Origin of the sequence: Agromyces humi, from assembly GCF_009720255.1 — a bacterium.
GTDB lineage: Bacteria > Actinomycetota > Actinomycetes > Actinomycetales > Microbacteriaceae > Agromyces > Agromyces humi.
This window is the reverse complement of sequence record NZ_WJSP02000019.1, coordinates 1-25,731: the sequence shown is the minus strand read 5'-3', so window position 1 is coordinate 25,731 and position 25,731 is coordinate 1. Positions and strand designations below refer to the sequence as shown.

Annotated in this window: 23 protein-coding genes; 7 read left to right on the top strand and 16 right to left on the bottom strand. The window is 70.6% G+C overall.

Translation table 11 applies throughout. The features are described from left to right. Positions 1-100: 100 nt before the first annotated feature. From GH736_RS03810 to GH736_RS03795, 4 genes are read right to left on the bottom strand one after another with little or no spacing between them, the layout of a single operon-like run. The gene (locus tag GH736_RS03810; protein ID WP_159600443.1) at positions 101-877 is read right to left on the bottom strand and encodes a fumarylacetoacetate hydrolase family protein; all 777 of its coding nucleotides are present in this window, start codon (positions 875-877) and stop codon (positions 101-103) included. A 9-nt stretch (positions 878-886) separates the two neighbouring features. Beyond that, entirely contained in the window at positions 887-1,327 is a 441-nt protein-coding gene (locus GH736_RS03805; protein ID WP_159600441.1) for a GNAT family acetyltransferase, read from the bottom strand. Continuing rightward, complete coding sequence (locus GH736_RS03800) at positions 1,327-2,442, bottom strand: branched-chain amino acid aminotransferase (RefSeq protein WP_159600439.1); 1,116 nt, start codon at positions 2,440-2,442, stop codon at positions 1,327-1,329. Before GH736_RS03800 ends, GH736_RS03805 begins: the two co-directional genes overlap by 1 nt. Positions 2,443-2,466: 24 nt before the next feature. After that, entirely contained in the window at positions 2,467-3,528 is a 1,062-nt protein-coding gene (locus GH736_RS03795) for a 3-isopropylmalate dehydrogenase (protein ID WP_159600437.1), read from the bottom strand. A gap of 135 nt (positions 3,529-3,663) precedes the next feature. Between GH736_RS03795 and GH736_RS03790 the strand changes: the two genes are divergently transcribed. Further along, positions 3,664-3,927, top strand: a complete 264-nt coding sequence (locus GH736_RS03790) for a DUF6458 family protein (RefSeq protein ID WP_159600435.1) — start codon at positions 3,664-3,666, stop codon at positions 3,925-3,927. Positions 3,928-4,030: 103 nt separating this feature from the next. Here GH736_RS03790 and GH736_RS03785 read toward each other — a convergent pair whose 3' ends face one another. Next, entirely contained in the window at positions 4,031-5,635 is a 1,605-nt protein-coding gene (locus tag GH736_RS03785) for an MFS transporter (protein WP_159600433.1), read from the bottom strand. 77 nt (positions 5,636-5,712) lie between these two features. Here GH736_RS03785 and GH736_RS25495 point away from each other — a divergent pair, with 77 nt between their 5' ends. Continuing rightward, positions 5,713-6,276, top strand: a complete 564-nt coding sequence (locus GH736_RS25495; RefSeq protein ID WP_159600431.1) for a TetR/AcrR family transcriptional regulator — start codon at positions 5,713-5,715, stop codon at positions 6,274-6,276. Between the two features lie 11 nt (positions 6,277-6,287). Here GH736_RS25495 and serA read toward each other — a convergent pair whose 3' ends face one another. The 4 genes from serA to GH736_RS03760 form a co-directional block, all read right to left on the bottom strand. Beyond that, positions 6,288-7,880 (bottom strand): phosphoglycerate dehydrogenase, encoded by a 1,593-nt coding sequence (gene serA / locus GH736_RS03775; protein WP_159600429.1) that lies wholly within the window; start codon positions 7,878-7,880, stop codon positions 6,288-6,290. A 171-nt stretch (positions 7,881-8,051) separates the two neighbouring features. Beyond that, complete coding sequence (locus GH736_RS03770) at positions 8,052-8,459, bottom strand: bacitracin resistance protein (RefSeq protein WP_159600427.1); 408 nt, start codon at positions 8,457-8,459, stop codon at positions 8,052-8,054. Between the two features lies 1 nt (position 8,460). Further along, positions 8,461-8,916 carry a DNA polymerase III subunit gamma/tau gene (locus tag GH736_RS03765; protein ID WP_159600425.1) on the bottom strand — a complete coding sequence of 152 codons (456 nt, stop codon included), beginning with the start codon at positions 8,914-8,916 and terminating at the stop codon, positions 8,461-8,463. A gap of 52 nt (positions 8,917-8,968) precedes the next feature. Further along, positions 8,969-9,286 carry a hypothetical protein gene (locus tag GH736_RS03760; RefSeq protein WP_159600423.1) on the bottom strand — a complete coding sequence of 106 codons (318 nt, stop codon included), beginning with the start codon at positions 9,284-9,286 and terminating at the stop codon, positions 8,969-8,971. Positions 9,287-9,399: 113 nt separating this feature from the next. Between GH736_RS03760 and GH736_RS03755 the strand changes: the two genes are divergently transcribed. Continuing rightward, a complete protein-coding gene (locus GH736_RS03755; protein ID WP_159600421.1) occupies positions 9,400-13,644 on the top strand; it encodes an nSTAND1 domain-containing NTPase in 4,245 nt (1,414 codons plus the stop codon). Between the two features lie 34 nt (positions 13,645-13,678). Here the strand turns inward: GH736_RS03755 and GH736_RS03750 are convergent, their stop codons facing one another. From GH736_RS03750 to GH736_RS03720, 7 genes are all read right to left on the bottom strand, one after another. Then, the gene (locus tag GH736_RS03750; protein ID WP_159600419.1) at positions 13,679-14,428 is read right to left on the bottom strand and encodes a copper homeostasis protein CutC; all 750 of its coding nucleotides are present in this window, start codon (positions 14,426-14,428) and stop codon (positions 13,679-13,681) included. 96 nt (positions 14,429-14,524) lie between these two features. Continuing rightward, positions 14,525-16,381: a 5'-nucleotidase C-terminal domain-containing protein gene (locus tag GH736_RS03745; RefSeq protein WP_159600417.1), complete on the bottom strand. Its 1,857-nt coding sequence runs from the start codon at positions 16,379-16,381 to the stop codon at positions 14,525-14,527. A 177-nt stretch (positions 16,382-16,558) separates the two neighbouring features. Continuing rightward, positions 16,559-17,617, bottom strand: a complete 1,059-nt coding sequence (ilvC, locus tag GH736_RS03740; protein WP_268891231.1) for a ketol-acid reductoisomerase — start codon at positions 17,615-17,617, stop codon at positions 16,559-16,561. Positions 17,618-17,655: 38 nt separating this feature from the next. Next, complete coding sequence (gene ilvN, locus GH736_RS03735) at positions 17,656-18,165, bottom strand: acetolactate synthase small subunit (protein WP_159600415.1); 510 nt, start codon at positions 18,163-18,165, stop codon at positions 17,656-17,658. Between the two features lie 2 nt (positions 18,166-18,167). Continuing rightward, positions 18,168-19,970 (bottom strand): acetolactate synthase large subunit, encoded by a 1,803-nt coding sequence (locus GH736_RS03730; RefSeq protein WP_159600413.1) that lies wholly within the window; start codon positions 19,968-19,970, stop codon positions 18,168-18,170. 44 nt (positions 19,971-20,014) lie between these two features. Further along, complete coding sequence (gene ilvD / locus GH736_RS03725; RefSeq protein ID WP_159600411.1) at positions 20,015-21,709, bottom strand: dihydroxy-acid dehydratase; 1,695 nt, start codon at positions 21,707-21,709, stop codon at positions 20,015-20,017. Between the two features lie 10 nt (positions 21,710-21,719). Further along, positions 21,720-23,966 (bottom strand): bifunctional alpha,alpha-trehalose-phosphate synthase (UDP-forming)/trehalose-phosphatase, encoded by a 2,247-nt coding sequence (locus tag GH736_RS03720; RefSeq protein ID WP_159600409.1) that lies wholly within the window; start codon positions 23,964-23,966, stop codon positions 21,720-21,722. Between the two features lie 96 nt (positions 23,967-24,062). Between GH736_RS03720 and GH736_RS03715 the strand changes: the two genes are divergently transcribed. From GH736_RS03715 to GH736_RS03700, 4 genes are all read left to right on the top strand, one after another. Beyond that, positions 24,063-24,383, top strand: coding sequence for a DMT family transporter (locus GH736_RS03715; protein WP_159600407.1), 321 nt, complete (start codon positions 24,063-24,065; stop codon positions 24,381-24,383). A gap of 1 nt (position 24,384) precedes the next feature. Next, positions 24,385-24,765, top strand: a complete 381-nt coding sequence (locus GH736_RS03710) for a DMT family transporter (RefSeq protein WP_159600405.1) — start codon at positions 24,385-24,387, stop codon at positions 24,763-24,765. Between the two features lie 86 nt (positions 24,766-24,851). Next, positions 24,852-25,040 (top strand): hypothetical protein, encoded by a 189-nt coding sequence (locus tag GH736_RS03705; protein ID WP_159600403.1) that lies wholly within the window; start codon positions 24,852-24,854, stop codon positions 25,038-25,040. Positions 25,041-25,200: 160 nt separating this feature from the next. After that, the coding region (locus GH736_RS03700) for a hypothetical protein (protein WP_159600401.1) at positions 25,201-25,731 on the top strand (531 nt) is incomplete at its 3' end.

Genomic DNA, 25,731 nt, shown 5'->3' with positions numbered 1-25,731 from the left:
CGGGCTGGCGCAGGGCAGGGCGCGGGTGGCGTTCCACCTGTGGAACGACCTCGAGGACGTCGAGCTCGCCGCGACGGCGCTGGGCCGCTGAGGCGGGCGGTCAGCGCGCGGCGGCCCGAACGGGGTTCGACAGCGTGCCCAGCCCCGAGACGGTGACGTCGACCGTGTCGCCGTCGACGATCGGGCCGACGCCCGCCGGCGTGCCGGTGAGGATGACGTCGCCCGGGAGCAGCGTGAACACGCTCGAGGCGTAGGCGATGATCGCGGGGATCGAGTGCACCATGTCGGCAAGCCGCCCGTGCTGCCGTCGCTCGCCGTCGACGCTCACCTCGATGGTGCCCGATGCGAGGTCGAGCTCGGTGTCGATCACCGGCCCGAGCGGACAGAACGTGTCGAAGCCCTTCGCGCGCGCCCATTGGCCGTCGCGGCGCTGCAGGTCACGGGCGGTCACGTCGTTCGCGATCGTGTACCCGAAGATCACGCCTTCGGCGTCCGCCTCGGCGACGTTCCTCGCGATGCGGCCGATGACCACGGCGACCTCGCCCTCGTGCTCGACCTGCTCGCTCTGCGGCGGCAGCACGATGGCGTCGCCCGGCCCGATGACCGACGTGTTGGGCTTGAGGAACAGGAGGGGCTCGGTCGGGGCCTCGCCACCCATCTCCTCGGCGTGCTCCCGGTAGTTCTTGCCCACCGCCACCACCTTCGACCGCGGGATGACCGGCGCGAGGAGCTTCGCCTCGCCGAGCGGCACGCGCTCCCCGGTGGGCTCGTACCCCGCGAACATCGGGTCGGCCTTCAGCACGACGAGCTCGTCTTCCTCCTCGTCGAGGATGCCGAAGGCGATGGTCTCGCCGTGGGAGAAGCGCGCGATCTTCATGCTGCCAGCCTATTGGGCGGAGGCGTCGGGGATGAGTCGCTTGCCGAGGCTCACCGCGTGGTCGGGCTCGTAGCCGAGCGACCGGTACCAGTCGATGACGCCCTGGTTCGTCGACCGCACCTGCAGGTTGAGCTTCGGGCAGCCCCGCTCGACGAGGAGGCGCTCGGCCTCGGCCATGATCGCCGCGCCGAGGCCCTCGCCTCGACGCGACGCGTCGACCGCGAGGTAGTTCACCCACCCGCGGTGGCCGTCGTAGCCGACCATGGCCGCGCCCGCCACCGCCCCCGCGTCGTCCTCGGCGACGAGGAACAGCTCGGGCTGCACGGTGAGCTTGCGCTCGATGTCGCGATAGGGGTCGTTCCACGGGACCACCAGGCCGGCGGCGCGCCAGAGCGCGACCACCGGCTCGGTGTCCTCACGGCGGAACGGCCGGATGGCCGCGCCCGCCATCAGGCGTCGAGGCGGGTCAGCCAGCCGTGGCGGTCCTCGACGCGGCCGTACTGGATGCCGGTGAGCTCCTCGCGCAACGAGAGCGCCAGCTCGGATGCGGCGGAACCCGAGTGCACGATCTCGAAGTCCTCGGCGAGCAGCCGGCCGATGGGCGTGATCACCGCGGCGGTGCCGCAGGCGAACGCGCCCACGATGTCGCCGGATGCCGCGCCCTCGCGCCACTCGTCGATGGTGACCTTGCGGCTCTCGACGGTGTGGCCGCGGTCCTTGGCGAGCTGGAGCACCGAGTCGCGCGTGATGCCCTCGAGGATCGAGTCCGACTCGGGCGTCACGAGGGTGCCGTCGCGGTAGACGAGCACCACGTTCATGCCGCCGAGTTCCTCGAGGTACGTGCCCTCGTCGAGGAACAGCACCTGCTGGCATCCGTGCTCGGCCGCCTCGGCCTGCGGCAGCAGGCTCGACGCGTAGTTGCCGCCCGTCTTGGCCGCGCCCGTGCCGCCCTTGCCGGCACGCGCGTACTTCGTCGACAGCCAGATCGACACGGGCTGCACGCCCCCGTGGAAGTACGCGCCGGCCGGGCTCGCGATGAGGTAGTACGCGACCTTCTTCGCGGGGCGCACCCCCAGGAACGCCTCCTTCGCGAACATGAAGGGGCGCAGGTACAGGCTCGTCTCGGGAGCCGTCGGTACCCAGTCGCCGTCGACCGCGACGAGCTGGCGCAGCGAGTCGATGAAGTACTCGCTCGGGAGCTCGGGCAGGGCGAGGCGGGCGGCCGAGCGCTGCATGCGCGCCGCGTTCTCGTAGGGACGGAAGGTCCAGACCGACGCGTCGGCGTGGCGGTACGCCTTCAGCCCCTCGAAGATCTCCTGCGCGTAGTGCAGGACCGCGGCCGACGGCTCGAGCTGGATCGGGCCGTACGGCGAGACGCGCGGTCGGTGCCATCCGCCCTTCTCCGACCAGCACAGGTCGACCATGTGGTCGGTGAAGTGGTTGCCGAAGCCGGGGTCGGCGAGGATCGCCTCGCGCTCGACGTCGGTCTTCGCCGCGTCGTTGCGGGTGACGTTCCAGGTGAGTCCTGCTGCGGAGGGGGCCTGGAGCGGGAGGTTGATGGTCATGTCTTCGTCCTTCGGGTGCGCTGGTTACTCGTCTGCGTCGATACGGGCGACGATCGCGTCGCCGACCTCGGAGGTCGACCGGGTCGCGTCGCCGCGTTGGGCGATGTCGGCGGCGACCGCCCGCTGCACCTTCGCGGCCTGCTCCCCGTGACCCAGGTGGTCGAGGAGCAGGGCCACGGAGAGGATCGCGGCGGTGGGGTCGGCGATGCCCTTCCCGGCGATGTCGGGTGCGGATCCGTGGACCGGCTCGAACATGCTCGGGAACCGGCCGTCGGGGTTGATGTTGCCCGAGGCCGCCAGTCCGATGCCGCCGCTGATCGCGCCGGCCAGGTCGGTGAGGATGTCGCCGAAGAGGTTGTCCGTGACGATGACATCGAATCTAGCAGGATCCGTCACGAGGAAGATGGTCGCGGCGTCGACGTGCAGGTAGTCGACCGCGATTCCGGGATACTCGGCGGCGACGGCGTCGACCGTGCGCTTCCAGAGCGACCCGGCGAAGACGAGCACGTTGGTCTTGTGCACGAGCGTGAGCTTCTTGCGCGGGCGCGCGGATGCCGCGTCGAAGGCGTAGCGCACGACGCGCTCGACGCCGTAGGCGGTGTTCACCGACACCTCGTTGGCCACCTCGGCCGGGGTGCCGACGCGGATGGCGCCGCCGTTTCCGACGTAGGGACCCTCGGTGCCCTCGCGCACGACGACGAAGTCGACCTCGCCGGGGTTCGCGAGCGGGCTCGTCACGCCGGCGTGCAGCACGGACGGCCGGAGGTTCACGTAATGGTCGAGCTCGAAGCGCAGCTTGAGCAGCAGCCCGCGCTCGATGTTGGCGCCGGCGAGCCGCGGGTCGCCCGGCACGCCGCCCACGGCGCCGAGCAGGATCGCGTCGTGGCCCTTGATGGCCGCCAGGTCGTCGTCGGTCAGCACGTCGCCCGTCTCGAGGTATCGCCCCGCGCCCAGCGAGAAGGGCGTCTGCTCGAAGGCGACCTCGGTGCCCGCGGTGGCCGCGTCGAGGGCCTTGAGCGCCTCGTCGACGACCTCCGGGCCGATTCCGTCGCCCGGGATGACCGCGAGCCTGACCGTGCTTACCATGGATTCTCCTTCGTGCGCCAGCCCTCCCAGCGTAGTGTCCGGGCAGGGAGCCGCTCGATACACTCGGCCTCAGGACGAGGTATCCGCCTCATCGAACCGCGGCACCTGGAGCCGCCGGAGAGAAAGCAGGACCCCATGAGTCTCGGTCTCGGAATCGTGCTCTTCGTGATCGGCGCCATTCTCGCCTTCGCGCTCAACCTCACCGTCGACTGGATCAACCTCCAGCTGGTCGGCTACATCCTCATGATCGCCGGCGCGATCATCATCATCATCGGCATCGTGCTCCTCGCGCGTCGTCGCCGTTCGGTGACGACCTCGCACACGAGCGTCGACCCCGCCACGGGCGACCGGGTCGTGCGCAACGAGCATTCGACGCCCGAGGACCCGACCGTCCTCTGAGTCCGACGCTCCGAACGGCCGCTGCCCCGACGAGGGCGGCGGCCGTTCGTCATGCGGGCCCGCGCCATCCGGGCGGCGGGCCGGGACGCGCAGGGCCGGGTTCCTATTCGGTCGGAGCCGGCGCCGGGTTCCGCAGCGCGATCGCGGCGACGACGGCGGCGGCGAGCATGAGGCCCACGCCGATGAGCGACGTCACCACGACACCGCCGTCGAACGCGTGGGCCGCGGATGCCGCGAGCTGGGCACCGATCGGGCCGGGCAGCTGCTCGGACACCGTGACCGCCCCGGCGAGCGTCTCGCGCGCGGCATCCGCCTGCCCCTCGGTGAGCACCGACGGAAGCACGATCCCCGACCGGAACTGCGCCGCGAGGATGCTGCCGAGCACCGCCGTGCCGAGGACGGCGCCCAGCTCGTAGGCGGTCTCGGACACGGCCGAGGCGGCACCGGCCTTCGCGGGCGGCGCGCTCGAGAGGATGAGCTCGTTCGAGACCGTCTCGGCCGCGCCGATGCCGACGCCGAGCAGCACGAACGCGATCACGATCGGGGCGATCGACTCGGCACTCGTGGTGACTGCGATGAGGAGGTACCCCGCGGCGGACAGGCCGAGGGCCACCGGCACGAGCACGCGGGGGCGCACCCGACGGGCGATCGGCACCACGACGAGCCCGGCGATGATCATCGCGACGAGGCCCGGCAGCAGGGCGAGGCCGGCAGCCACCGGCGTGAGCCCCGCGATGAGCTGCAGGTGCTGCGACACGAAGTAGAGGAATCCGACGAGCGCGATCACGCTGAACAGGTTGACGAGCACCGCGCCGCCGAACGAGCCCTGCCGGAACAGGCGCACGTCGAGCATGGGCGAGTCGCTGCGCAGCTGGCGTCGCACGAACCACACCGCGCAGAACGCGCCGAACGCGATCGCCTGCACGCCGAAGCCGTCGACGCCCTCGGTGGCGAGCGACTTGATGCCGTAGACGATCGGGCCCATCGCAGCCAGTGACAGCACCGTGCTCACGAGGTCGATGCGTCCGGGCGCCGGGTCGCGGCTCTCGGGGATGAGCAGCGGCACGAGCACGAGCAGCGGCACCAGCACGGGCACGGCGAGCAGGAAGACGGATCCCCAGGCGAAGTGCTCGAGGAGGAGCCCGCCGACGAGCGGCCCCAGGGCGCTTCCCGCGGCGAAGCCCGACGCCCAGATCGCAATGGCGAGGCGACGCTGCTCGCGATCCGTGAAGACGGCGCGCAGGAGTGACAGGGTCGACGGCATGAGCATCGCGCCGAAGAACCCGAGGGCCGCGCGGGCGGCGATGAGGGCCTCCGCCGTGGGAGCGAATGCCGCCACGATGGAGACCACGGCGAAGCCGGTGGAGCCGATCAGGAGCATGCGGCGGCGACCGAAGCGGTCGCCGCCGCTGCCCATGCCCACGAGGAGGCCGGCGAGCACGAGCGGATAGGCGTCGATGATCCAGAGCTGCTGGGCGGCCGTCGGCGCGAGATCGCGCGAGATCGCGGGCAGCGCGAAGCTCAGCACGGTGTTGTCGATCGAGACGAGCAGCACGGGCAGCATGAGCACGGCGAGCGCCACCCAGGCGCGGCGCGGCGCGCGCGGGGTGCGACGGGGCGCCGCCGAGGCACGGCCGGGATCGATCGGCGCGGTGCTGCGCGTCGCGAGCTCGTGGGGCTGGGTCTCGGGCTGGGTCGTGTTCGTCATCTCGGGTTCCATTACTTTACCGTCCAGCCGGTATAGTATCAGGTCATGGACGGATGCCGCTCGCTACGATCGAGCACATGAGCCGTCCCCCAGCCGCGCGCGACGCCGTGCTCGACGCCTTCGAGCGCCTCCTCGTCGAGGGCGGCGATCGTGCCGCCACCCTGGACGCCGCCGCGCGCGGCGCCGGGGTGTCGAAGGGCGGGCTGCTCTACCACTTCCCGACGCGCGAGGCGCTGATCGACGGCGTCCTCGCGCGCTTCTCGGCGCTGGTCGACGCGGACCTCGAGGTCATGGCGTCAGCACCCGAGGGTCCCGTCGCCTACTTCGTGCGCTCGTCGGTCGCGAGCGACACGGCCTTCGAGCGGGCAGGGGTCGCCGCCGCGCGACTCGCGCAGGCGGGGCATCCGTCGGCCGTTCGCATGATCCGCTCGGTGCGCCAGCGGTGGCTCGGGGCGGTGCGTGCACACGTGGCCGACCCCACCGTCGCACTCGCCATCACGCTCATCGGCGACGGCCTGTACTACGACTCCGCGCTGCACGGCGACGACGCCGAGACCGGCCTCGACGCGCCGCCCGAACACGAGATGGACGACCTCGTCGCCCTGCTCGAACGGCTCGCCGACGGGTCGCCCCGGGCCTGAGCGGGCGCCCGCTACTCCTCGGTGATGTCGATCTCGACGAGCACGTCGGCGTCGATCGCCTCGCGCACCCGGTCGAGCACGTCGGTCGGCACGGGCGAGTCGACCGTCAGCACGCTGAGCGCCTGGCCGCCCGCCTCGCGGCGCGCGATCTGCATGCCCGCGATGTTGATGCCGGCGTCGCCGAACTCCCGGCCGTAGACGGCCACGATGCCCGGGCGATCGGTGTACTGCATCACGATGTGCGTGGTCGCGATCGGGACCTCGATCTCGTAGCCGTTGATGCCCACGAGCTTCTCGATCTGCTTGGTGCCGGTCAGCGTGCCCGAGACCGCGAGCTGGCGACCGTCAGCGAGCGCGCCCGCGAGCGTGATCACGTTGCGGTACTCGGGCGAGTCGGCGTCGGTGATGAGGCGCACGTCGATGCCGCGCTGCTCGGCGAGGAGCGGCGCGTTCACGTAGGACACGGTCTCGCTCACCACGTTCGTGAACACGCCCTTCAGGGCCGCGAGCTTGAGGACGCTGACGTCGTAGTCGACCAGCTCGCCGTGCACCTCGACGTCGAGGCTCGTGATCGGGGCATCCGCGAGACCCGCGAAGAGCTGGCCGAGCTTCTCGACGAGCGGGATGCCGGGACGCACGTAGGGGTCGATGACGCCGCCGGCGACGTTCACGGCGTCGGGCACGAGTTCACCCGCGAGGGCCAGCCGCACCGACTTCGCGACCGAGACCCCGGCCTTCTCCTGCGCCTCGTCGGTCGACGCGCCGAGGTGCGGCGTCACGATGACGTTCGGCAGCGAGAGCAGCGGCGACTCGCGCGGCGGCTCGGTGACGAACACGTCGAGGCCGGCGCCCGCGATCCGCCGCGCGGCCAGCGCCTCGTAGAGCGCGTCCTCGTCGATGAGCCCGCCGCGCGCGACGTTCACGACGAACGCCGTCGGCTTCATCTTCGCGAGCTGCTCGGTCGAGATCATGCCCGTGGTCTCGGGCGTCTTCGGCATGTGGATGGTGATGAAGTCGCTGCGCTCGAGGAGCTCGTCGAGGCTCACCGTCTGCACGCCGAGCTGCTGGGCGCGAGCGGCGGTGATGTACGGGTCGTACGCGATGACCTCGGTGCCGAACGCCTGCAGTCGGGCCGCGATGAGGGCGCCGATGCGGCCGAGGCCGATGATGCCGATCGTCTTCTCGTAGAGCTCGGTGCCCGTGTACTGCGACCGCTTCCACTCCCCCTGCGCGAGCGCCGAGTGCGCAGCCGGGATGTGCCGGGCCAGGCTCAGGATGTGGCCGACCGTGAGCTCTGCCGCCGAGATGATGTTCGAGGTGGGCGCGTTCACGACCATGACGCCGGCCGCAGTGGCCGCCTTGATGTCGACGTTGTCGAGGCCGACCCCCGCGCGGGCGATCACCTGCAGCTTGGTCGCGGCCGCGATCGCCTCGGCGTCGACCTTCGTCGCCGACCGCACCAGGATGGCGTTCGCCTCGGGCAGGGCGGCGAGCAGTGCCGAGCGGTCGGTGCCGTCGACGTTGCGGATCTCGAAGTCGGGCCCGAGGGCGTCGACGGTGGCGGGCGACAGTTCTTCTGCGATCAGCACGACCGGCTTTGACACGAACGATTCCTTCGGGTGCGAAGCGCGCGCACGGCGCTCTGATGTGCGGTGGGATGCGCCACACGCCGTGGGGGCGCTACCCGGCCACTCTACTGGAGCGTGCATGCCGCACTCGTTCTGTGACGTCGTCACCGTCACACCCTCGGGCCGGCGGCCGTGGCGGCCCCGTCGTCAGGACAGGTCGAAGCCGCCCAGGCCGAAGAACACGGCCGCGTCGAACGCGAGCGCCTGCACGAGGGCGTACCCGGCCAGGAAGAGCAGCACCTGTGCGAGCGGGGCACGACGGCGGCCCAGCCAGAACGCGACGCCGAACACGAGGAACGGCACGATGAGGGCGGCGATGAGGAGCGTGATCCCCAGCGCGCTGAGCGGCACGCCGAGGGCACCCGCCTGGAGGTTCAGTCCGACGAGATTGCCCACCGCCTCCCAGACGTCGTAGGCGTAGAGCACGCCGAAGACGACGGCGATCGTCATCGCGAGCCAGCGCGGCGTCGACCGACGGACCGTCGCGGTCTCGTCGGCCTCGACGGCGGCATCCGCCGGAGAGGAGGCGTCGGCGGGAAGGGATGCGTCGGTCATCTCACCCTCGCAGCAGGAACGGGACGGGCACGAGCAGGACTGCACCGGCCACGAGCCAGAGCAGGCGGGCGCGGCGGTGTTCGGCGGCGAGCCACAGCACGGCGGCGAACCAGAGCACCGGCGCGAGCACGGCGAACCATCGGCCGAGTCCGTACATGAACTGCGCGACCGGATCGCCGAGTTCCACTGCCGGCGTCGAGGCCCAGATCAACCACCCGATGGCGTACAGCAGGTAGACCCCGCCGAGCAGCCCGAGCACCACCAGCTCGACGGAACCGGCCTGCCGTGGGGCATCCGCATCAGCCGTCGCGACGGCCGGCGAGGATGCCGCGCCGCCCGCGGCATCCGTCGTCGTCTCGAGCCGCGCCGGCTCGCCGACCCGCTTCCAGCCGGGCGCGAGCGTGGGATCGTCGTCGCCCTCCCAGCGCAGTGCGTCGTCGTCGGCATCGGGGCTCATACGACCAGACTAGCGAGCGGGACGACGCACTCATCGTCGATTCAGGCCGACGTCAGTGACCGGTCAGCCGCAACCGGCGCTCGGCCAGATCGGGGTAGGCATCACCGGCCGCCGTCGGCCCGCCCAAGCCGGCGCGGCGTTCGGCCTGGTCTCGGTAGGCGTGGCCGACCACGGGTCCGCCGAGACCGTCGCGGCGCTCGGCGACGTCGCGGTATTCGGCTCGCTCCTGCGCGACCTGCGCATCGGACACGGGCTTCGACTGGGGTTCCGTGAGGTGCGGCTGCCCTCCGCACGACGAGAGGGCGAGACCGGCCGAGCCCGCGAGGAGCGCGGCGGCGATGACGCGTCGGGTGTTCTGCGTGGTGTTCATGACCGCAGGTTCGCTCGCGCCGGTATGGTGCGAGGGCTCGACCGGTATGGAAGCGGTATGGATGCGTCCTTTCTTCGTTGACAGCGGTCACGGCGGAATCCCACACTGCAGGTGTGGAGATCCGAGTGCTCGGAGACCTCACGATCGATGGTGGGCAACTCAGCCCGAAAGAGCGTTCCCTGCTCGCCGCCCTCGTCCTCCGTGCCGGCAACGTCGTCACACCGCCTGAACTGGCCGACGCGGTGTGGAGGGACGACCCGCCGACGACCTGGCCCAAGCAGGTGCAGGCCTTCGTCGTGCACATCCGCCGTGCGCTGGGTTCGACGTCGATCGCCACGACGCGCGGCGGCTACCGGCTCCGGGTCGATGCCGACGCCATCGACGCGGTGCGGTACGAGCGGCTCATCGAGAGTGCCCGGCTCCACCGCGCGAACGACGACCCCGCACGTGCCGTCGACGTGCTCGAGCGAGCGGACTCGCTCTGGAGCGGCGTGCCGTACTCGGATCTCGGCGATTGGCCCCCTGCAGTCGCCGAGGCGGAGCGGCTCGGGGAGATCAGGAAGTCCGCCGAGGAGGACCTGGCGGTCGCGCGGCTCGAGTGCGGCGAGCATCGGGCCGTCGTTCCGGATGCAGAACGGCTGGTCAGGGCGGATCCGCTTCGGGAACGGCGCTGGGCGATCCTCGTGACGGCGCTCTACCGAAGCGGCCGACAGGCCGACGCCCTCGCCACGCTGCGGCGCGCGCGAGAGCGGCTCGCCGACGAACTCGGCATCGAGCCCGGCCCCGAACTCGTCGCGCTCGAGTCCGCGATCCTGCATCAGGACGCCTCGCTCGACGCGCCACCGGAGCACACGGCCCTGGGCGCGGAGTGCCCCTATCGCGGCCTGCAGCCGTTCGGCACGGACGATGCCGACGAGTTCTTCGGCCGCGACGCCGACATCGCCGCCGCGCTGGAACGGCTCGCCGGGTCGCCCTTCCTCGCCGTGTCCGGCGCATCCGGATGCGGCAAGTCGTCGCTGGTGCTCGCGGGGCTCGTGCCGGCACTCCGGGCTCGAGGCGACACCGTCGTGGTGCTCGGCTCGGGGGCGGCGCCGATCACGCGACTCCACGACGCGCTGTCCGGTGGTGGCCACACCGACGTGGTCGTCATCGACCAGTTCGAGGAACTCTTCCATTCCGGTCTCCCGGATGCGCAGGTGGCGGAGTTCTCAGCGCTGATCGCAGCGGCCGTCTCGGGCGGCCGGCGAGTGATCGTCGCCGTGCGCGCCGATTTCCTCAGCTCGTGCGCTGCCGAGCCGAGCATCGGACCGCTGTTCGCGGCAGGTGTGCACCTCGTCGGTCCCCTCGGCCCCGACGGGCTCCGGCGTGCCATCGAGGAGCCCGCCCGCCTGGCCGGCCTCCGCCTCGAGCCGGGACTCGTGGAGCTCATCCTGCGGGATGCCGCGGGCGCGCCGGGTGTGCTCCCCCACGTCTCGCACGCCCTGGTGGAGACGTGGCTGCGCCGTGAAGGCGCCACACTGACCGTCGCCGGATACGAGGATTCCGGGGGCATCTCGGGCGCGATCGCAAAGTCCGCCGACCAGCTCTACCTGTCGCTCGATCCCGAAGCGCGAGCGACGTGCCGCGCGACGTTCCTCAGGCTCGTCGAGATCAGCGCGGACGGGTCGCCGATGCGCCGGCGCATCCCGATCAGCCCGATGCGACAGGACGCGACCCATGATCGTGTGCTCACGAGCCTCGCCCGAGCCCGCCTGGTGAGCGCCGAGGAGGATTCGCTCATCGTCGCCCACGAGTCGCTCGCGACGGCGTGGCCGCGTCTCCGAGGCTGGCTGGAGGACGATGCGGAGGGTCTCAGGGCCATGGGCGCGCTGGCGAGTGCCGCGACCACCTGGGAGGCGGATGGTCGCCCCGCTGAGGACCTGTACCGCGGAGCGCGCCTGGCGGCCCTCCTCGCGTGGCGGGATGCCGCGGGGCCGGAGCTCACCGAGTCGGAGGTCGCGTTCCTCGAGGCCTCCGCGTCGCAGGAGCGTGCGGCCGTCGAGGAGATCGAGCGCCGTGCGAAGCGCGACCGCACGCAGAACCGTCGCCTGCGCGTCTCGCTCGCCGCCGCCGTCGCACTGTTCGCCGTCGCCGTGACCGCCGGCGGCTTCGTCGCGGCCGGCTCGAACGAGACGGCGCACCAGCGGGCGACGGCGCAGATCGAGGCGCTGACGAGCACGGCGCGGTCCCTTCGCGGGACGGAGCGGGACGTCGCTTCCCTGCTCGCGGCCGAGGCGTACCGGAGGTGGCCCGACGACCCCCGTACGCACTCCGCACTCATGGGGGTGATGACCCAGTCGCATGGCCTCCTCTCGACCACCTATCTCGACGAGATCGAGGACATGGCGGGCGTGCTCGTTCCGGGAACGCGGAACGCCGTCGTCATCACCTCCGACGCCGACGTGGCGACCTACGACATCGAGTCCGGCGAACGCGTACGCCGTCTCGAGATGCCCACGACCTCCAACCAGATCGACTCGCGGCGCGGCCCTGCCGTGAGCGGCAACGGGGAGCGGGTCGCATACGCCGAAGGAACCTTCGATGACGACGGCGAACCGATCGAGATCCGACTCCTGGTCGCCGACATCGAGAGCGGGGACCTCGTGCTCGCGCCGATGGTGGTGGACTACGCCATCAGCTCCATCACCATGAATGACGAGGGCGACACGATCGCGGCGATCGACCGGGTCGGGGCCGTGCACCTCGTCGATGCGAACACCGGCCACACTCGCACCGTGTCCGGCACGTCGACCCACGAACCGCAGTGGAACAGCGATCGGGCCGGCGTGGTTCGCTTCACGCCCGACGGGCGCCTGCTGTACGGCACCTTCGAAGGGCCACTGCTCGTGATCGACCCGAGGTCCGCCGCCGTCGTGGCCGTGGTGTCGATGCCCCCGGAGTCGACGAACGTCTCGATGGCCGTGCTCTCGGACACGCGAATCGTCACGACCGGCGACCGACGGATCTCGGCGGTCGACCTCGCCGCAGCGGAGGTGGAGTGGTCCCAGGAGTTCGCGACGGCGAGGATGGAACCGTGCCCCTGGGTGACCGCGTCCGTCGAACTCGGCACCGTGTACTGCGGCGACCACTTCGGCACCATCGAGGAGCGGAGCCTCGAGACCGGCGCGCCGACCGAGCGCACCTTCCACCCTCAGCTCGGGCTGGTCGGGAACATGTCCGTGGTCGACGACGGTCGGGAACTCGTCGCCGTGGGTCGCGGCACCGCCGCGATCACACGATGGGGCCTCGACGGGGCCGGTGCCGTCACGCGGGTCCTCGCCCCCGGGTGGTTGATTCGTGACCGGTATTCACCGACGGGTTCGAGCCTCGTCGTCGCCCGCCGCACCGATGGGGTGGAGTCGTGGGAGGACTACCGCGAGTTCGCGCTGCTCGACACGCGCACGGGGAAGCTGACCCGCCGCGTTCCCGCTCCCTCGTACGGCGTCGCCTGGGCGGGCGAGACGACCCTGGTCGGCGACTTCGGCGGCGTCGGACCGCACCGAACGGGCTTCCTCGACATCCGCACCGCTGAATCGTTTGCGGGAGACCCGCTTCCCGATGACGCATTGGGTGTCTGGATGAACGCCGAGGGGAATCGGATGTACGTCGGTCGGCCCGGCGGCGAGATCTGGACCGTCGACCCTGCGACCGGCCGTCGCATCGAACCGACCATGCAGACCGACGGCGGCGATCCGGTCTACGTCTCGACGAGTGCCGATGGCAGCCGCGTGCTCGTGACCAGCTGGAACATGGAGTACACGCCGGATTCGATCCTGTTCGATGCGGAGACCGGCGAGCGGATCCAGGTCGGGCTCGTGGGAGTGGGCGTGACCGCGCTCACGGCGCGCGGTGAGGTCGCAGGCGTGATCGACAACGAATCCATCGTCCGCTACGACGCCGATACGTTCGAGCGGATCGGCGCGCTTCCGGGCGGCTCCGGCGGCCTCGATACCGTGAACGTCAGTCGCGACGGCCGCATCCTCAGCACCTACGCCTTGAATGACACGGTGTCCGTCTACGACCTGACGGGCGGCGTACAACTGGGCGACCCGATCCCGGTACTGGGCGAGTGGAACGATCCCGGAGGGTCGAAGTACTCCGGAGTGCTGCGCGCCGATGGGGGCGAGCTCGCCGTGAACGTGCCGACCGGTATCGCAGTATGGGATCTCCGGCCGTCATCGCACGCGGCGGCCGCGTGTGCGATGGCGGGCCGGGACCTCACGCAGGACGAGTGGCTCGCCTACCTCGGTGACCTCGGCCCCTACCGTTCGACGTGCGGATTCGCGACGGCCGAACCGGGCACCGAGGCGACGGGTTGAACACCTCCGAGACCGCGGCCGCAACCGATGCGGATCACGGTCGCGGCGACGACCGACGCGAGTGTTCGACCGCGGCGCGCACGAGTGCGGCATCCGTCGTGTCGAACCCGACCTCACCGCCGCCGGGACCACTCGCTCCCCCATGCGTCGCATGCGTCCGCGCCGAGAGGTGCACCGCGTCGACGCCGACCGCCGCCAACGCCGAGATGTCCTCGATGCGCACGCCGCCGCCGGCCATGACCTCGAGCGCGCCGCCGACCTCGGCGACCATCTGCGCGATGACGGCGTGCCCGGCACGGCAGTCGGCCGCGCCGCCCGAGGTGAGCACCCGTCGCACGCCCGTGCCGGGCAGTGCCGCGACGGCGGCCAGCGGATCCGCAGCGGCATCGACGGCGCGGTGCACGGTGACGTCGAGCCCTTCGGCGGCGTCGATGAACGCCGCGATCGCGTCCAGGTCGAGCGCACCGGCATCCGTCAATGCACCGAGGACGACGCCGTCGGCGCCGAGCGACCGGGCCATGCGGATGTCGCGCCCGATGAGGTCGAGCTCGTCGGCGTCATAGACGAACCCGCCGCCGCGCGGGCGGATGAGCACGTGCACGAAGGACGTGACGGATGCCGCCGCGGCGACCTCGACAATCGCCTCGACCAATCCCGCCGACGGCGTCAATCCGCCCAGGCCGAGCGCCTGGCAGAGCTCCACCCGGGTCGCGCCCGCCTCGAGCGCGATGCGCGCGCCCGCGGCATCCTGGACGGCGATCTCGACAGGGAGGAATCGTGGCACCCCGTCACACTACCGACCCGGGCACCGCTGTGGTTCGACCCCCGACACCATGGCGGCCCGCCCCGATCGGGACGGGCCGCCATCGTGTACGACGGGTCAGAACACGGGCGTGCCGTTCCTCACGAGCCGCCAGTTCTCGACGTGGAAGTCGGCCGGGTCGATCACGCCGGCTTCGGTGGCATACGAGACGATCGCCTCGCGGATCGCGACCTGGGCGTTGTACACGACCGGTGCCGTCGCGATGTGCGGGAACCCGCCGCCGCCAGACTGGCGGTAGTTGTTGACGGCCACGAGGAACTGCTGGTCGGGCGCGACCGGCGAGCCGCCGAAGGACAGCCCCGTGATGCGCGAGCCGAGGGGCTGCGAGATGTCGACGCCGTAGTCGACGCCCGAGAACTGGTCGTAGTTGTAGTCGGGGGTGTTCCCGGCGTTGGTCCAGGCGGCCGGCGTCACCGGCGCGTCGGGTGCGACCTGCACGAAGTACTTCGCCGAGTACTCGAGGTAGTCCTTGATCTGCGCCCCGGTGAGGATGGATGCCAACAGGGTGTTGTCGTAGATGTACAGGCCCGCGACGTCCTTGATGGTCACCTGGCCCGCCGGGAACGTGGCCGCACGGTTGAACGGCGCCGCGATCGACACGATCGGCAGCGCAGCCTCGGGCGTGCCCGCCACCGCCGCTGCGACGGTGGCCGTCTGCACCTCGTTGACGTAGTCCAGGATCGCCGTGTCCTTCCAGCACGCCTCGGCCGCCGACAGCGCCTCCGTCGAGACGGCGACCGGGGTGTTGACGTAGGTGACGACCGCCTGGTGCTGGGCCTGGATGAGTCCGACGAGGGCGGGATCGTCGACGACGGTGTTCGTGTTCACGGTGGTCGACGATCCGCTCGTGACGCGCCACTTGCCCTTCGAGAACTCGACGGTCAGGTCGAAGACGCTGAGCCGCTGACCCCAGTTCTTCGGCTCGCTCATGACGACCGGCTTACCGGTCTCGAGGTTCGTCACGATGCGCTGCGGCACGTCGACGTGCGCGTGCCCGAAGAGGATCGCGTCGATGCCGGGAACCTGCTCCGCCACCAGCGCCGCCGCGTTCTCAACCGGGATGTCACCGGTGTACGACGAGCGGCCGCTGTCGCCTGAGTGCGCACTGACGACGACGACGTCGGCGCCGGCCTGGCGCATCACGGGCACCCACCGGGCCGCGGCCTCGACGAGGTCCTGCACCTCGATCTTGCCGCTCACGTTCGCCTTGTCCCAGATCACGACGCCGGGGTTCGTGAGGCCGAGCACGCCGACGCGGATCGGAGGGCGCCCCTTCAGCTTCATCGACTTGATCGTATACGGCGTGTAGGCGGGGACCTTCGTGCCGGCGTGCACGGCGTTCGCTGCGAGCACCGGGGCGTCCATCTGCGAGATCCAGTAGTCGAGGAAGGCGAGGCCGTAATTGAACTCGTGGTTGCCGAGCGCGACCGCGTCGTAGCCGATCGCGTTCATCTGCGCCGCGATGGGGTGCACGGCGCCCGATTCGGTCACCGGGTCGACCAGCGCGTAGTAGAAGCCCAGCGGCGAGCCCTGGATGGTGTCGCCGGCATCGAACAGGAGGGTGCGCTCGGGGCCGCGAACGGAGCGGATGTGGTTCACGGCGCTCGACACGCGGGCGAGGCCGATGGCGTTGCCGGCACTGTCGCTGTACGTGGCGTCCTTGTAGTAGTCCCAGTTCACCGCGTTCGCGTGCAGGTCGGACGTCCCCATGATCGTGATGGTCACCGCGTCGACTCCGGGGGCGGCGTTGGCGGCCGCCGGCCAGCCGGCCGCCGCCAGCACGCCCGCCGCCGACATGCCGACCAGGACGTTGCGTCGGCTGAGGCCGGAGGTGGCGGGCTCGGCATCGTCGGGCGCGGCGCACGAGCACCAGCGAGGAGTCGGCTCGGAATCAGGGTGAATGTGTCGGGTCATGGAACGAGATGCGATCACAGCCGGACGTCCCGTGACAAGAGGCCCGGACGGATTTGCTCATCTGCGCACGGCGCGCGGGCGCCCCGACCACGCGCAACGGCCCGCCCCGGGCATCCGGGGCGGGCCGTTCCATGCCGATGGGCGAGCTGCGGCGCGCCTACTCGACCGTGTGCGAGGTCAGCGAGCGACCTCGCCGTCCACGTAGTCGTCGTCGTTCGACGCGTTCCAGGCGAAGAGCTTGCGCAGCTCGCGGCCGGTCGCCTCGATCGGGTGCGCCTCGCCCTTCTTGCGGAGCTCGAGGAACTCGGGGGCACCGGCGTCCTGGTCGGCGATGAAGCGCTCGGCGAACGCGCCCGACTGGATGTCGGCGAGCACGGCCTGCATGTTCTCCTTGACGTGCGGGTCGATGACGCGCGGGCCCGAGACGTAGTCGCCGTACTCGGCCGTGTCGGAGACCGACCAGCGCTGCTTGGCGATGCCGCCCTCCCACATGAGGTCGACGATGAGCTTCAGCTCGTGGAGCACCTCGAAGTACGCGACCTGCGGCTGGTAGCCCGCCTCGGTCAGCGTCTCGAAGCCGTACTGCACGAGCTGCGAGACGCCGCCGCAGAGCACCGCCTGCTCGCCGAACAGGTCGGTCTCGGTCTCCTCGGTGAAGGTGGTCTTGATGCCGCCGGCGCGCAGGCCGCCGATCGCCTTGGCGTACGAGAGCACGAGCGGCCAGGCGTTGCCCGAGGCGTCCTTCTCGACGGCGACGATGACGGGCACGCCGCGGCCGGCCTCGTACTCGCGGCGCACGGTGTGGCCCGGGCCCTTCGGCGCGACCATGACGACGTCGACGCCCTCGGGCGCCTCGATGTAGCCGAAGCGGATGTTGAAGCCGTGGCCGAACACGAGGGTCTTGCCCTCAGCGAGGTTGTCCTTGATGGACTCGGCGTAGATGTGGCGCTGGTACTGGTCGGGCGCGAGGATGACGATGACGTCGGCACCGGCCGCGGCGTCGGCGACGCTCTTCACCTCGAAGCCGGCCTCCTCGGCCTTGGACTTCGACTTCGAGCCCTCCTTGAGGCCGATGACGACCTCGACACCCGAGTCGCGGAGGTTCTGCGCGTGCGCGTGTCCCTGCGAGCCGTAGCCGATGACCGCGACCTTCTTGCCCTGGATGAGCGAGAGGTCGGCGTCCTTGTCGTAGTAGATCTCAGCCATGTGCTGTCTTTCTCCTTGGTTTCGGTTCAGGTGACGGATGCCGCGACGGCGTGCCGCGGCATCCGTGATCAGTTCTTGAAGACGCGCTCGGTGATGGACTTGCCGCCACGGCCGATCGCCAGGAGGCCCGACTGGGCGATCTCCTTGATGCCGTAGGGCTCGAGCACCCGGAGGAACGCGGTGGTCTTGCCGGAGTCGCCGGTGACCTCGATGACGAGGGCGTCGGTCGACACGTCGACGACGCGGGCGCGGAAGAGGTTGACCGCTTCGAGCACCTGCGAGCGGGTGGCGTTGTCGACGCGCACCTTGATGAGCAGGTGCTCGCGCTGCACCGACTGGTTGGGGTCGAGCTCGACGATCTTGATGACGTTGATGAGCTTGTTGAGCTGCTTCGTCACCTGCTCGAGGGGAAGCTCCTCGACGTCGACCACGACGGTGATGCGCGAGAGCCCCTCGATCTCGGAGTGGCCCACTGCGAGCGACTCGATGTTGAAGCCGCGCCGCGCGAAGAGTCCGGCGACGCGAGTCAGCAGGCCGGGCTTGTCCTCGACGAGGAGGGAGAGCACGTGGGTCGACATGGTCAGTCCTCCTCGCTGAAGGCCGGCGAGTGATCGCGGGCGTACTGGATGTAGCTGTTCGACACGCCCTGCGGCACCATCGGCCAGACCATCGCGTCGGCCGAGACGACGAAGTCGATCACCACCGGGCGGTCGTTGGTCTCGAGCGCCAGCTTGATGGCGGCGTCGACCTCCTCCTCCTTCGTGACCCGGATGCCGAGCGCGCCGTAGGCCTCGGCGAGCGCCACGAAGTCGGGCACCCGCACCGTGTCGTGCCCGGTGTTCAGGTCGGTGTTCGAGTAGCGGCCGTCGTAGAACAGCGTCTGCCACTGGCGCACCATGCCGAGCGAGGAGTTGTTGATGATCGCGACCTTGATCGGGATGTCGTTCAGGGTGCAGGTGGCGAGCTCCTGGTTGGTCATCTGGAAGCAGCCGTCGCCGTCGATCGCCCACACGACACGGTCGGGCTGGGCGACCTTGGCGCCCATGGCCGCCGGCACCGCGTAGCCCATGGTGCCGGCACCGCCGGAGTTGAGCCAGGAGTTGGGGCGCTCGTACTTGATGAACTGCGCCGCCCACATCTGGTGCTGGCCGACGCCGGCGGCGTAGACGCCCTCGGGCCCGGTCAGTTCGCCGATCCGCTGGATCACGTGCTGCGGCGCGAGCAGGCCGTCGGACGGCTTCGAGAAGCCGAGCGGGAACTCGGAGCGGAGTCCGTCGAGCGTGGCCCACCACTCGTCGATGTCGGGCTGCCCGTCGGACGTCGCGTCGCCGTAGGCGGCGAGCAGGTCGACGAGCACGTCCTTCAGGTCGCCCACGATCGGCACGTCGGCCGTGCGGATCTTCGAGATCTCGGCGGGGTCGATGTCGACGTGCACGACCTTGGCGTTGGGCGCGAACAGCGCGGCCTTGCCGGTGACGCGGTCGTCGAACCGGGAACCCAGGGCCAGCAGGAGGTCGGCCTCCTGCAGCGCGATCACGGCCGGGACCGTGCCGTGCATGCCCGGCATGCCGAGGTGCTGCTGGTGCGAGTCGGGGAACGCGCCGCGAGCCATGAGCGTGGTCACGACCGGTGCGTTCGTCGCCTCCGCGAGGGCGAGCAGCTCGTCGGACGCGTGCGAGCGGATGATGCCGCCGCCCACGTAGAGCACCGGGCGCTTCGCCTCGGCGAGCAGCTGCGCGGCGGCCGCGACCTGCTTGCCGTGCGCCTTCGTGATGGGCCGGTAGCCGGGGAGGTCGACCTTCGGCGGCCAGCGGAACTGGAACTTCGCCTGCTGCGCGTCCTTGGTGATGTCGACGAGCACGGGGCCCGGGCGACCGGTCGTGGCGATGTGGTACGCCGCCGCGATCGTGCCCGGGATCTCGGCCGGGTCCTTCACGAGGAAGGAGTGCTTCGTGATGGGCATGGTGATGCCGACGATGTCGGCCTCCTGGAAGGCATCCGTGCCCATGAGGTTCGAGAACACCTGGCCGGTGATCGCGAGGATCGGCACCGAGTCCATGTGGGCGTCGGCGATGGCCGTGACGAGGTTCGTGGCACCCGGACCCGACGTCGCGATGGCGACGCCGAGCTTGCCGGACGATGAGGCGTAGCCCTCGGCCGCGTGGCCGGCGCCCTGCTCGTGGCGCACGAGGATGTGCCGCAGCTTGCGGCTGTCGAGCAGCGGGTCGTAGACGGGGAGGATCGCGCCGCCGGGCAGGCCGAAGACGTCGGTGATGCCGAGCATCTCGAGCGAGCGGACGACCGCCTCGGCACCCGTCATCTCGACGGGAGCGCCGGGCGGCACTGGGGCGGGCGAAGGCACGGGCGTCGATTCCGTGGTCATTCGGTTCCTGTTCTGATGGACGGTGTGTGCGGGGAGCGCAGCACTCACCCCGTCGTGGCGCCTTCTGCGGCGGAACGCACGAGCTTGGAGTACTTCGCGAGGACGCCACGGGTATAGCGCGGAGGAAGCGGAGCCCAGCCTTCACGGCGGGCAGCCAGCTCGGCATCGTCGACCAGTAGGTCGATGGAACGAGCTGCGATATCGACCCGTATCAGATCACCATCGCGCACGAAGGCGATAGGACCTGCGTCCACCGCTTCGGGTGCCAGATGGCCGATGCAGAGGCCGGTTGTGCCGCCTGAGAATCGACCGTCCGTCAAGAGTAGTACATCTTTTCCGAGCCCAGCGCCCTTGATGGCGGCGGTGATCGCGAGCATCTCGCGCATGCCCGGACCGCCCTTGGGGCCCTCGTAGCGGATGACGACCACGTCGCCGTGCTTGATCTCGCCGGCGGTGAGCGCGTCCATCGCGGCGCGCTCGCGCTCGAACACCCGCGCGGGGCCCTCGAACGTGGCGGCGTCGAATCCGGCGGTCTTCACGACGGCGCCCTCGGGGGCGAGCGAGCCGTGCAGGATGGTGAGCCCGCCGGTCTCGTGGATCGGGTTGTCGAGGGTCCGCAGCACCTCGCCGTCGAGCGGCGGGATGTCCATCTCGGCGAGGTTCTCGGCGAGGGTCTTGCCGGTGACGGTGAGCGCGTCGCCGTGCATGAGCCCGGCGTCGAGCAGCGCCTTCATGAGCACCGGCAGGCCGCCCCGACGGTCGACGTCGTTCATGACGTACTTGCCGAACGGCTTGAGGTCGCCGATGTGCGGCACCTTCGAGCCGATGCGGTTGAAGTCGTCGAGGGTGAGCTCGACCTCGGCCTCGCGGGCGATGGCGAGCAGGTGCAGCACGATGTTCGTGGAGCCGCCGAGGGCCATGCCGACGGCGATGGCGTTCTCGAAGGCCTGCTTGGTGAGGATCTGGCGGGCCGTGATGCCGTGCTTCAGCAGGTTGACGACGGCCTCGCCCGAGCGGTGGGCGTAGTAGTCGCGACGGCGGTCGGCGGATGCCGGTGACGCCGAGCCCGGCAGCGAAAGCCCGAGCGCCTCGGCGACCGAGGCCATGGTGTTCGCGGTGTACATGCCGCCGCAGGCGCCCTCGCCGGGCGCGAACGCGCATTCGATGCGCTTCGCGTCGGCCTCGCTCATCGTGCCGGCCCGCACGGCGCCGACCGCCTCGAACGAGTCGATGATCGTGATGTCCTTCTCGGTGCCGTCGGAGAGGCGCACCCAGCCGGGCGCGATCGAGCCCGCGTAAAGGAAGACGGACGCCAGGTCGAGCCGGGCGGCCGCCATGAGCATGCCCGGGATGGACTTGTCGCATCCCGCGAGGAGCACCGATCCGTCGAGACGCTCGGCCTGCATGACGACCTCGACCGAGTCGGCGATGACCTCGCGCGAGACGAGGGAGAAGTGCATGCCCTCGTGGCCCATCGAGATGCCGTCGGAGACGGAGACGGTGCCGAACTGCAGCGGGTACCCGCCGCCGCCGTGCACGCCCTCCTTCGCCGCCTGCGCGAGACGAGCCAGGGAGAGGTTGCAGGGCGTGATCTCGTTCCACGAGCTCGCGATGCCGATCTGCGGCTTGTCCCAGTCCGCATCGCCCATGCCGACGGCGCGGAGCATCCCGCGGCTGGTCATGGCTTCGATGCCGTCGGTGACGGTGCGACTACGGGGCTTGGGATCGAACTCCGACATGCCTTCGAGTCTATGGCCAGCGCGAAGGGGCCTCGCGCGCCGCGTCACGGGCATCGGCGAGGCGCTCGAGCAACTCGGCGACGTCTTCAGGGCTGCGCACGCGGTAGGTCGCGATGGACTTGCCCTGGCCCACCTTCACGCCCACGTCCTCGGCGTCGAGCGTGGCGAACGCATCCTCGTCCGTGACGTCGTCGCCGACGTACATGACGGCCGTCGCGCCGACGTGCTGGCGGAGCCGGGTGAGCGACTCCCCCTTGTCGCTGGAGCGCACCGCGAACTCGAGCACCGACTTGCCGGTGCGCACGGTGATGCCGAGCAGCTCCGCCTCCACGCGGTTGCGCGCCGTGTGCTGCAGCGCGGTGCCGGCGGTGCTCGTGAGCCGCCGCGTGTGCAGCGCGAGGCCGGCCGGCTTGTGCTCGATCCAGGCGCCGTCGGCGCCCGATGCGACCTCCTCGACGATCGACCCCAGCCGCTCGAGCTTCGCCGTCTCAGACTCGCGCAGGTCGATCGTGACGCCCGCCGGGTCGAGCTGGAGCTCCACCCCGTGCGAGCCGCTGAGCAGGGTGCCCTCGGGCGGGCTGGCCACCTGGCCGAGGCTCTCGAGGGCGCGGCCCGAGACGATGGCGACGCGGGTGTCGTCTGCGGCCCCGAGTCGCTCGATCGCCGCCCGCGCCCGGTCGGTGGCACGGGCGTCCTCGGGCCGGTCGACGAGCGGCGCGAGCGTGCCGTCGAAGTCGAGCGCGACGAGCAGGCGCTCGGTGCCGGCCATCCGGTTGATCGCCGCCTGCAGCGGGTCGGAGACGCCCGGCTTGATGATCCCCGCACCGGTGAGCGTCTCGAGGAAGCTGGCCGACCAATGCGCCACGTCGTTGTCGCGCACCCGCTTGCGCAGTGCCCGCATGCGACGGGAGCGTTCGCGCTTCGGCATCCGGATCGCCTCGACGATGGCGTCCTTCAGCCCCTCGATGTCGTGCGGGTTCACCAGCACCGCCTGCCTGAGCTCATCGGATGCCCCGGTGAACTCACTGAGCAGCAGCACCCCGTCGTCGTCGAACCGGCAGGCCACGTACTCCTTGGCGACCAGGTTCATGCCGTCGCGCAGTGCCGTGACGAGCATGACGTCCGCGGCGAGGTAGAGCGCCACCATCTCCTCGCGCGGATAGCCGTGGTGCAGGTAGGCGATCGCCTGGTGCTCGAGGGTGGAGTAGTCGCCGTTCAGCCGCCCGACGGCGAGCTCGATCTCGTCGCGCAGCTGGCGGTACGTCTCGACGCGTTCGCGCGACGGACTCGCGACCTGCACGAGCGTGACGTCCTCGACGCGCAGCCGCTCGTCGCGCAGCAGTTCGCCGAACGCCTTGATGCGATGGCGGATGCCCTTGGTGTAGTCGAGGCGGTCGACGCCGAGCATGATCGTCTCGGGGTTGCCGAGGCTCTCGCGGATCTCGCGGGCGCGCTCCTGCACGTCGGGCCGGTGCGCGAGCTCCTCGAATCCGGCCGTGTCGATGGAGATCGGGAAGTGCCTGGCGACGACTCGGCGCGGCTCGCCGCGATCGTCGGGAACGTCGATGATCGTGCCGTGCGTCGAGTAGCCGAACAGGCGGCGCACCGCGCGGGAGAAGTTGCCGGCGTCGGCCGCGCGCTGGAACCCGATCACGTCGGCCCCGAGGAGCCCGTCGATGACCTGCCGCCGCCAGGGCAGCTGCGAGTAGATGCCGTACGCGGGGAACGGGATGTGGTTGAAGAACCCGATCACGAGGTCGGGGCGGCTCTCGCGCAGCATCCGCGGCACGAGCTGCAGCTGGTAGTCCTGCACCCACACGACCGCGCCGTCGGACGCCGCCCGCGCGGCCGCCTCCGCGAAGCGGCGGTTGACCCGCACGTACGCCTCCCACCACTCGCGGTGGAACGACGGCGGCGCGATGACGTCGTGGTAGAGCGGCCACAGGGTGTCGTTGGAGAACCCCTCGTAGTAGTCCTCGAGCTCGTCGGCCGTCAGCGGCACGGGGATGATCGAGATGCCGTCGTGCTCGAATGGCGCGAACTCGCGGTCGGCGACGCCGGCCCACCCGATCCACGCGCCGTCGGCGGCCCGCATCACGGGCTCGAGTGCGGTGACCAGGCCGCCTGGCGAGCTGTTCCACACGGTCGTGCCGTCGGGTCCCTCGCGGTAGTCGACGGGGAGCCTATTCGAGACCACGATCATGTCGTAGACGTGGTCGACGTAGAGCTCGTCGCGCTCCGATTCAGGGGCGTGCATGTGGCGATGTCCCTCCCTCGCGATCCGTTCAGGCTAACAGCCGGTCCTTCTCCGGCGTGTCGCCGCGGGCTACAGTGACGCCCTGGGGGTGGGCGCATGGAGTGGGTGATCCTGATCGCGGCGGGCGTGCTCGAGGCGGTATGGGCGACGGCGCTCGGCGCCTCGAAGAACTTCCGCCGGCTGTGGCCGACGGTGCTCTTCGTCGTGGCCCTGGCCCTCAGCATGGCCGGCCTCGCCTTCGCCATGACGGTGATCCCGGTCGGCACCGCGTACGCGGTGTGGGTCGGAATCGGAGCGGTGCTCACCGTCGCCTACGCGATGATCTTCGGCGGCGAGAAGGCCGGCCTGGTGAAGGTCCTCCTGCTGCTCGGGATCATCGGCTGCGTCATCGGCCTGAAGCTCGTCGGGGAGGCCTGACGTGTACTGGACGATCCTGATCATCAGCGCCGTCCTCGAGGCGGTGTGGGCGACTGCGCTCGGCTACTCCGCAGGATTCTCCGAGCCGCTGCCGACCGTCGTGTTCTTCGTCGCGCTGGCGGGGAGCATGGCCGGGCTCGCCTACGCGATGCGCGGCATCCCGCTCGGCACGGCCTACGCGATCTGGACGGGCCTGGGCGCCGCGCTCACGGTGACCTACGCGATCACGTTCGGGGGCGAGTCGGCGAGCGTGCTCAAGGTGATCTTCCTCGCGGGCATCATCGCGTGCGTCGTCGGCCTGAAGCTCGTGCACTCGCACGAGGAGCGCGTGGCCGAGGAAGTGGGCGCGCTGCCGCCGCCCGACGAGCCGCCCGGCACCTAAGCCCGGCCGCACCCGCGGGCGAATGGGCATGGACCCGTCTCGCGCAACCCCTCCGCCGGCGGAGGCCGATCCGATAGCGTTGCGACATGCGCAAGTACCTCTTCAGCGGAGCAGTGATCAGCTCGATCTTCGGCGCGATCGGCGTGGTCAAGGCCACCGCGTCGGGCCCGCGGGACTGGCGCCTCCTCCTCATGTGGATCTCCTGGGCGGCCAGCCTCGCCATCGCGATCGGCACGGTCGCCGACGAGACGAAGCGGGCCGAGCTGACCGAGTAGCATCGTCGACGGAGCTCACCCGATCCCCCTCTCGACCGGTCTCGCAAACCGGCGACTGCGGCGTGTCAACCGCGATCCGCGGCACACGGGCAGAGACTGAAAACACGACCCGCCGCCCGGCCCGAACCGTGCGGACCGTTCCCACCGAGAGGGGCCACCGATGTTCCGCCGCTGGCGCAGAGCGAGGCTTGCCGCACAGGCCGCCGCCCACGCCGCCGCCCCTGCGCCGCGCGCGACCGCAGCCGACCTCCGGGGCGAGCACCTCTTCGAACTGCTGAACGCCAGACTCTCGGAGTTCATCGGTCCCAACGGGGCCTGGTCGCTCGTGCGTCGCACCGACGCCGACACCGACCGCATCTTCCACGCCATGCTGACCCACCAGATCGCCGCCGAACTCACTCGCACCCTCCTCGACGAGCGCGAGTCCGTCGCCGTCGTCGTACCGGCCGAGAACGAGCCGCTCGCCCTGACCTGGGAGCCCGCGCCGCTCGTCGTCTGGGCCGACCCCGTGGTCGTCGCCGAGTCCGAGTCGGATGCCGCGTCCCTCCCGACCATCGGCACCGCCGCCCGCGGTCGCGAGGTAGAGGATGAGCCCGGTCGCGATGCCGGCCGGCATCGACACCGGGGCGAGCACGAGGATGCTCGCCGGGATGAGCAGCAGGGTCGCGATGTAGATCCAGGGGGTCGGCCA

Coding starts and splice junctions, on each gene's coding strand:
- GH736_RS03810 (WP_159600443.1), bottom strand. CDS start 877: ATGAAGATCGCGCGCTTCTCCCACGGCGAGACCATCGCCTTCGGCATC.
- GH736_RS03805 (WP_159600441.1), bottom strand. CDS start 1,327: ATGGCGGGCGCGGCCATCCGGCCGTTCCGCCGTGAGGACACCGAGCCG.
- GH736_RS03800 (WP_159600439.1), bottom strand. CDS start 2,442: ATGACCATCAACCTCCCGCTCCAGGCCCCCTCCGCAGCAGGACTCACC.
- GH736_RS03795 (WP_159600437.1), bottom strand. CDS start 3,528: ATGGTAAGCACGGTCAGGCTCGCGGTCATCCCGGGCGACGGAATCGGC.
- GH736_RS03790 (WP_159600435.1), top strand. CDS start 3,664: ATGAGTCTCGGTCTCGGAATCGTGCTCTTCGTGATCGGCGCCATTCTC.
- GH736_RS03785 (WP_159600433.1), bottom strand. CDS start 5,635: ATGACGAACACGACCCAGCCCGAGACCCAGCCCCACGAGCTCGCGACG.
- GH736_RS25495 (WP_159600431.1), top strand. CDS start 5,713: ATGAGCCGTCCCCCAGCCGCGCGCGACGCCGTGCTCGACGCCTTCGAG.
- GH736_RS03770 (WP_159600427.1), bottom strand. CDS start 8,459: ATGACCGACGCATCCCTTCCCGCCGACGCCTCCTCTCCGGCGGATGCC.
- GH736_RS03765 (WP_159600425.1), bottom strand. CDS start 8,916: ATGAGCCCCGATGCCGACGACGACGCACTGCGCTGGGAGGGCGACGAC.
- GH736_RS03760 (WP_159600423.1), bottom strand. CDS start 9,286: ATGAACACCACGCAGAACACCCGACGCGTCATCGCCGCCGCGCTCCTC.
- GH736_RS03745 (WP_159600417.1), bottom strand. CDS start 16,381: ATGACCCGACACATTCACCCTGATTCCGAGCCGACTCCTCGCTGGTGC.
- ilvN (WP_159600415.1), bottom strand. CDS start 18,165: ATGTCGACCCACGTGCTCTCCCTCCTCGTCGAGGACAAGCCCGGCCTG.
- GH736_RS03730 (WP_159600413.1), bottom strand. CDS start 19,970: ATGACCACGGAATCGACGCCCGTGCCTTCGCCCGCCCCAGTGCCGCCC.
- ilvD (WP_159600411.1), bottom strand. CDS start 21,709: ATGTCGGAGTTCGATCCCAAGCCCCGTAGTCGCACCGTCACCGACGGC.
- GH736_RS03720 (WP_159600409.1), bottom strand. CDS start 23,966: ATGCACGCCCCTGAATCGGAGCGCGACGAGCTCTACGTCGACCACGTC.
- GH736_RS03715 (WP_159600407.1), top strand. CDS start 24,063: ATGGAGTGGGTGATCCTGATCGCGGCGGGCGTGCTCGAGGCGGTATGG.
- GH736_RS03705 (WP_159600403.1), top strand. CDS start 24,852: ATGCGCAAGTACCTCTTCAGCGGAGCAGTGATCAGCTCGATCTTCGGC.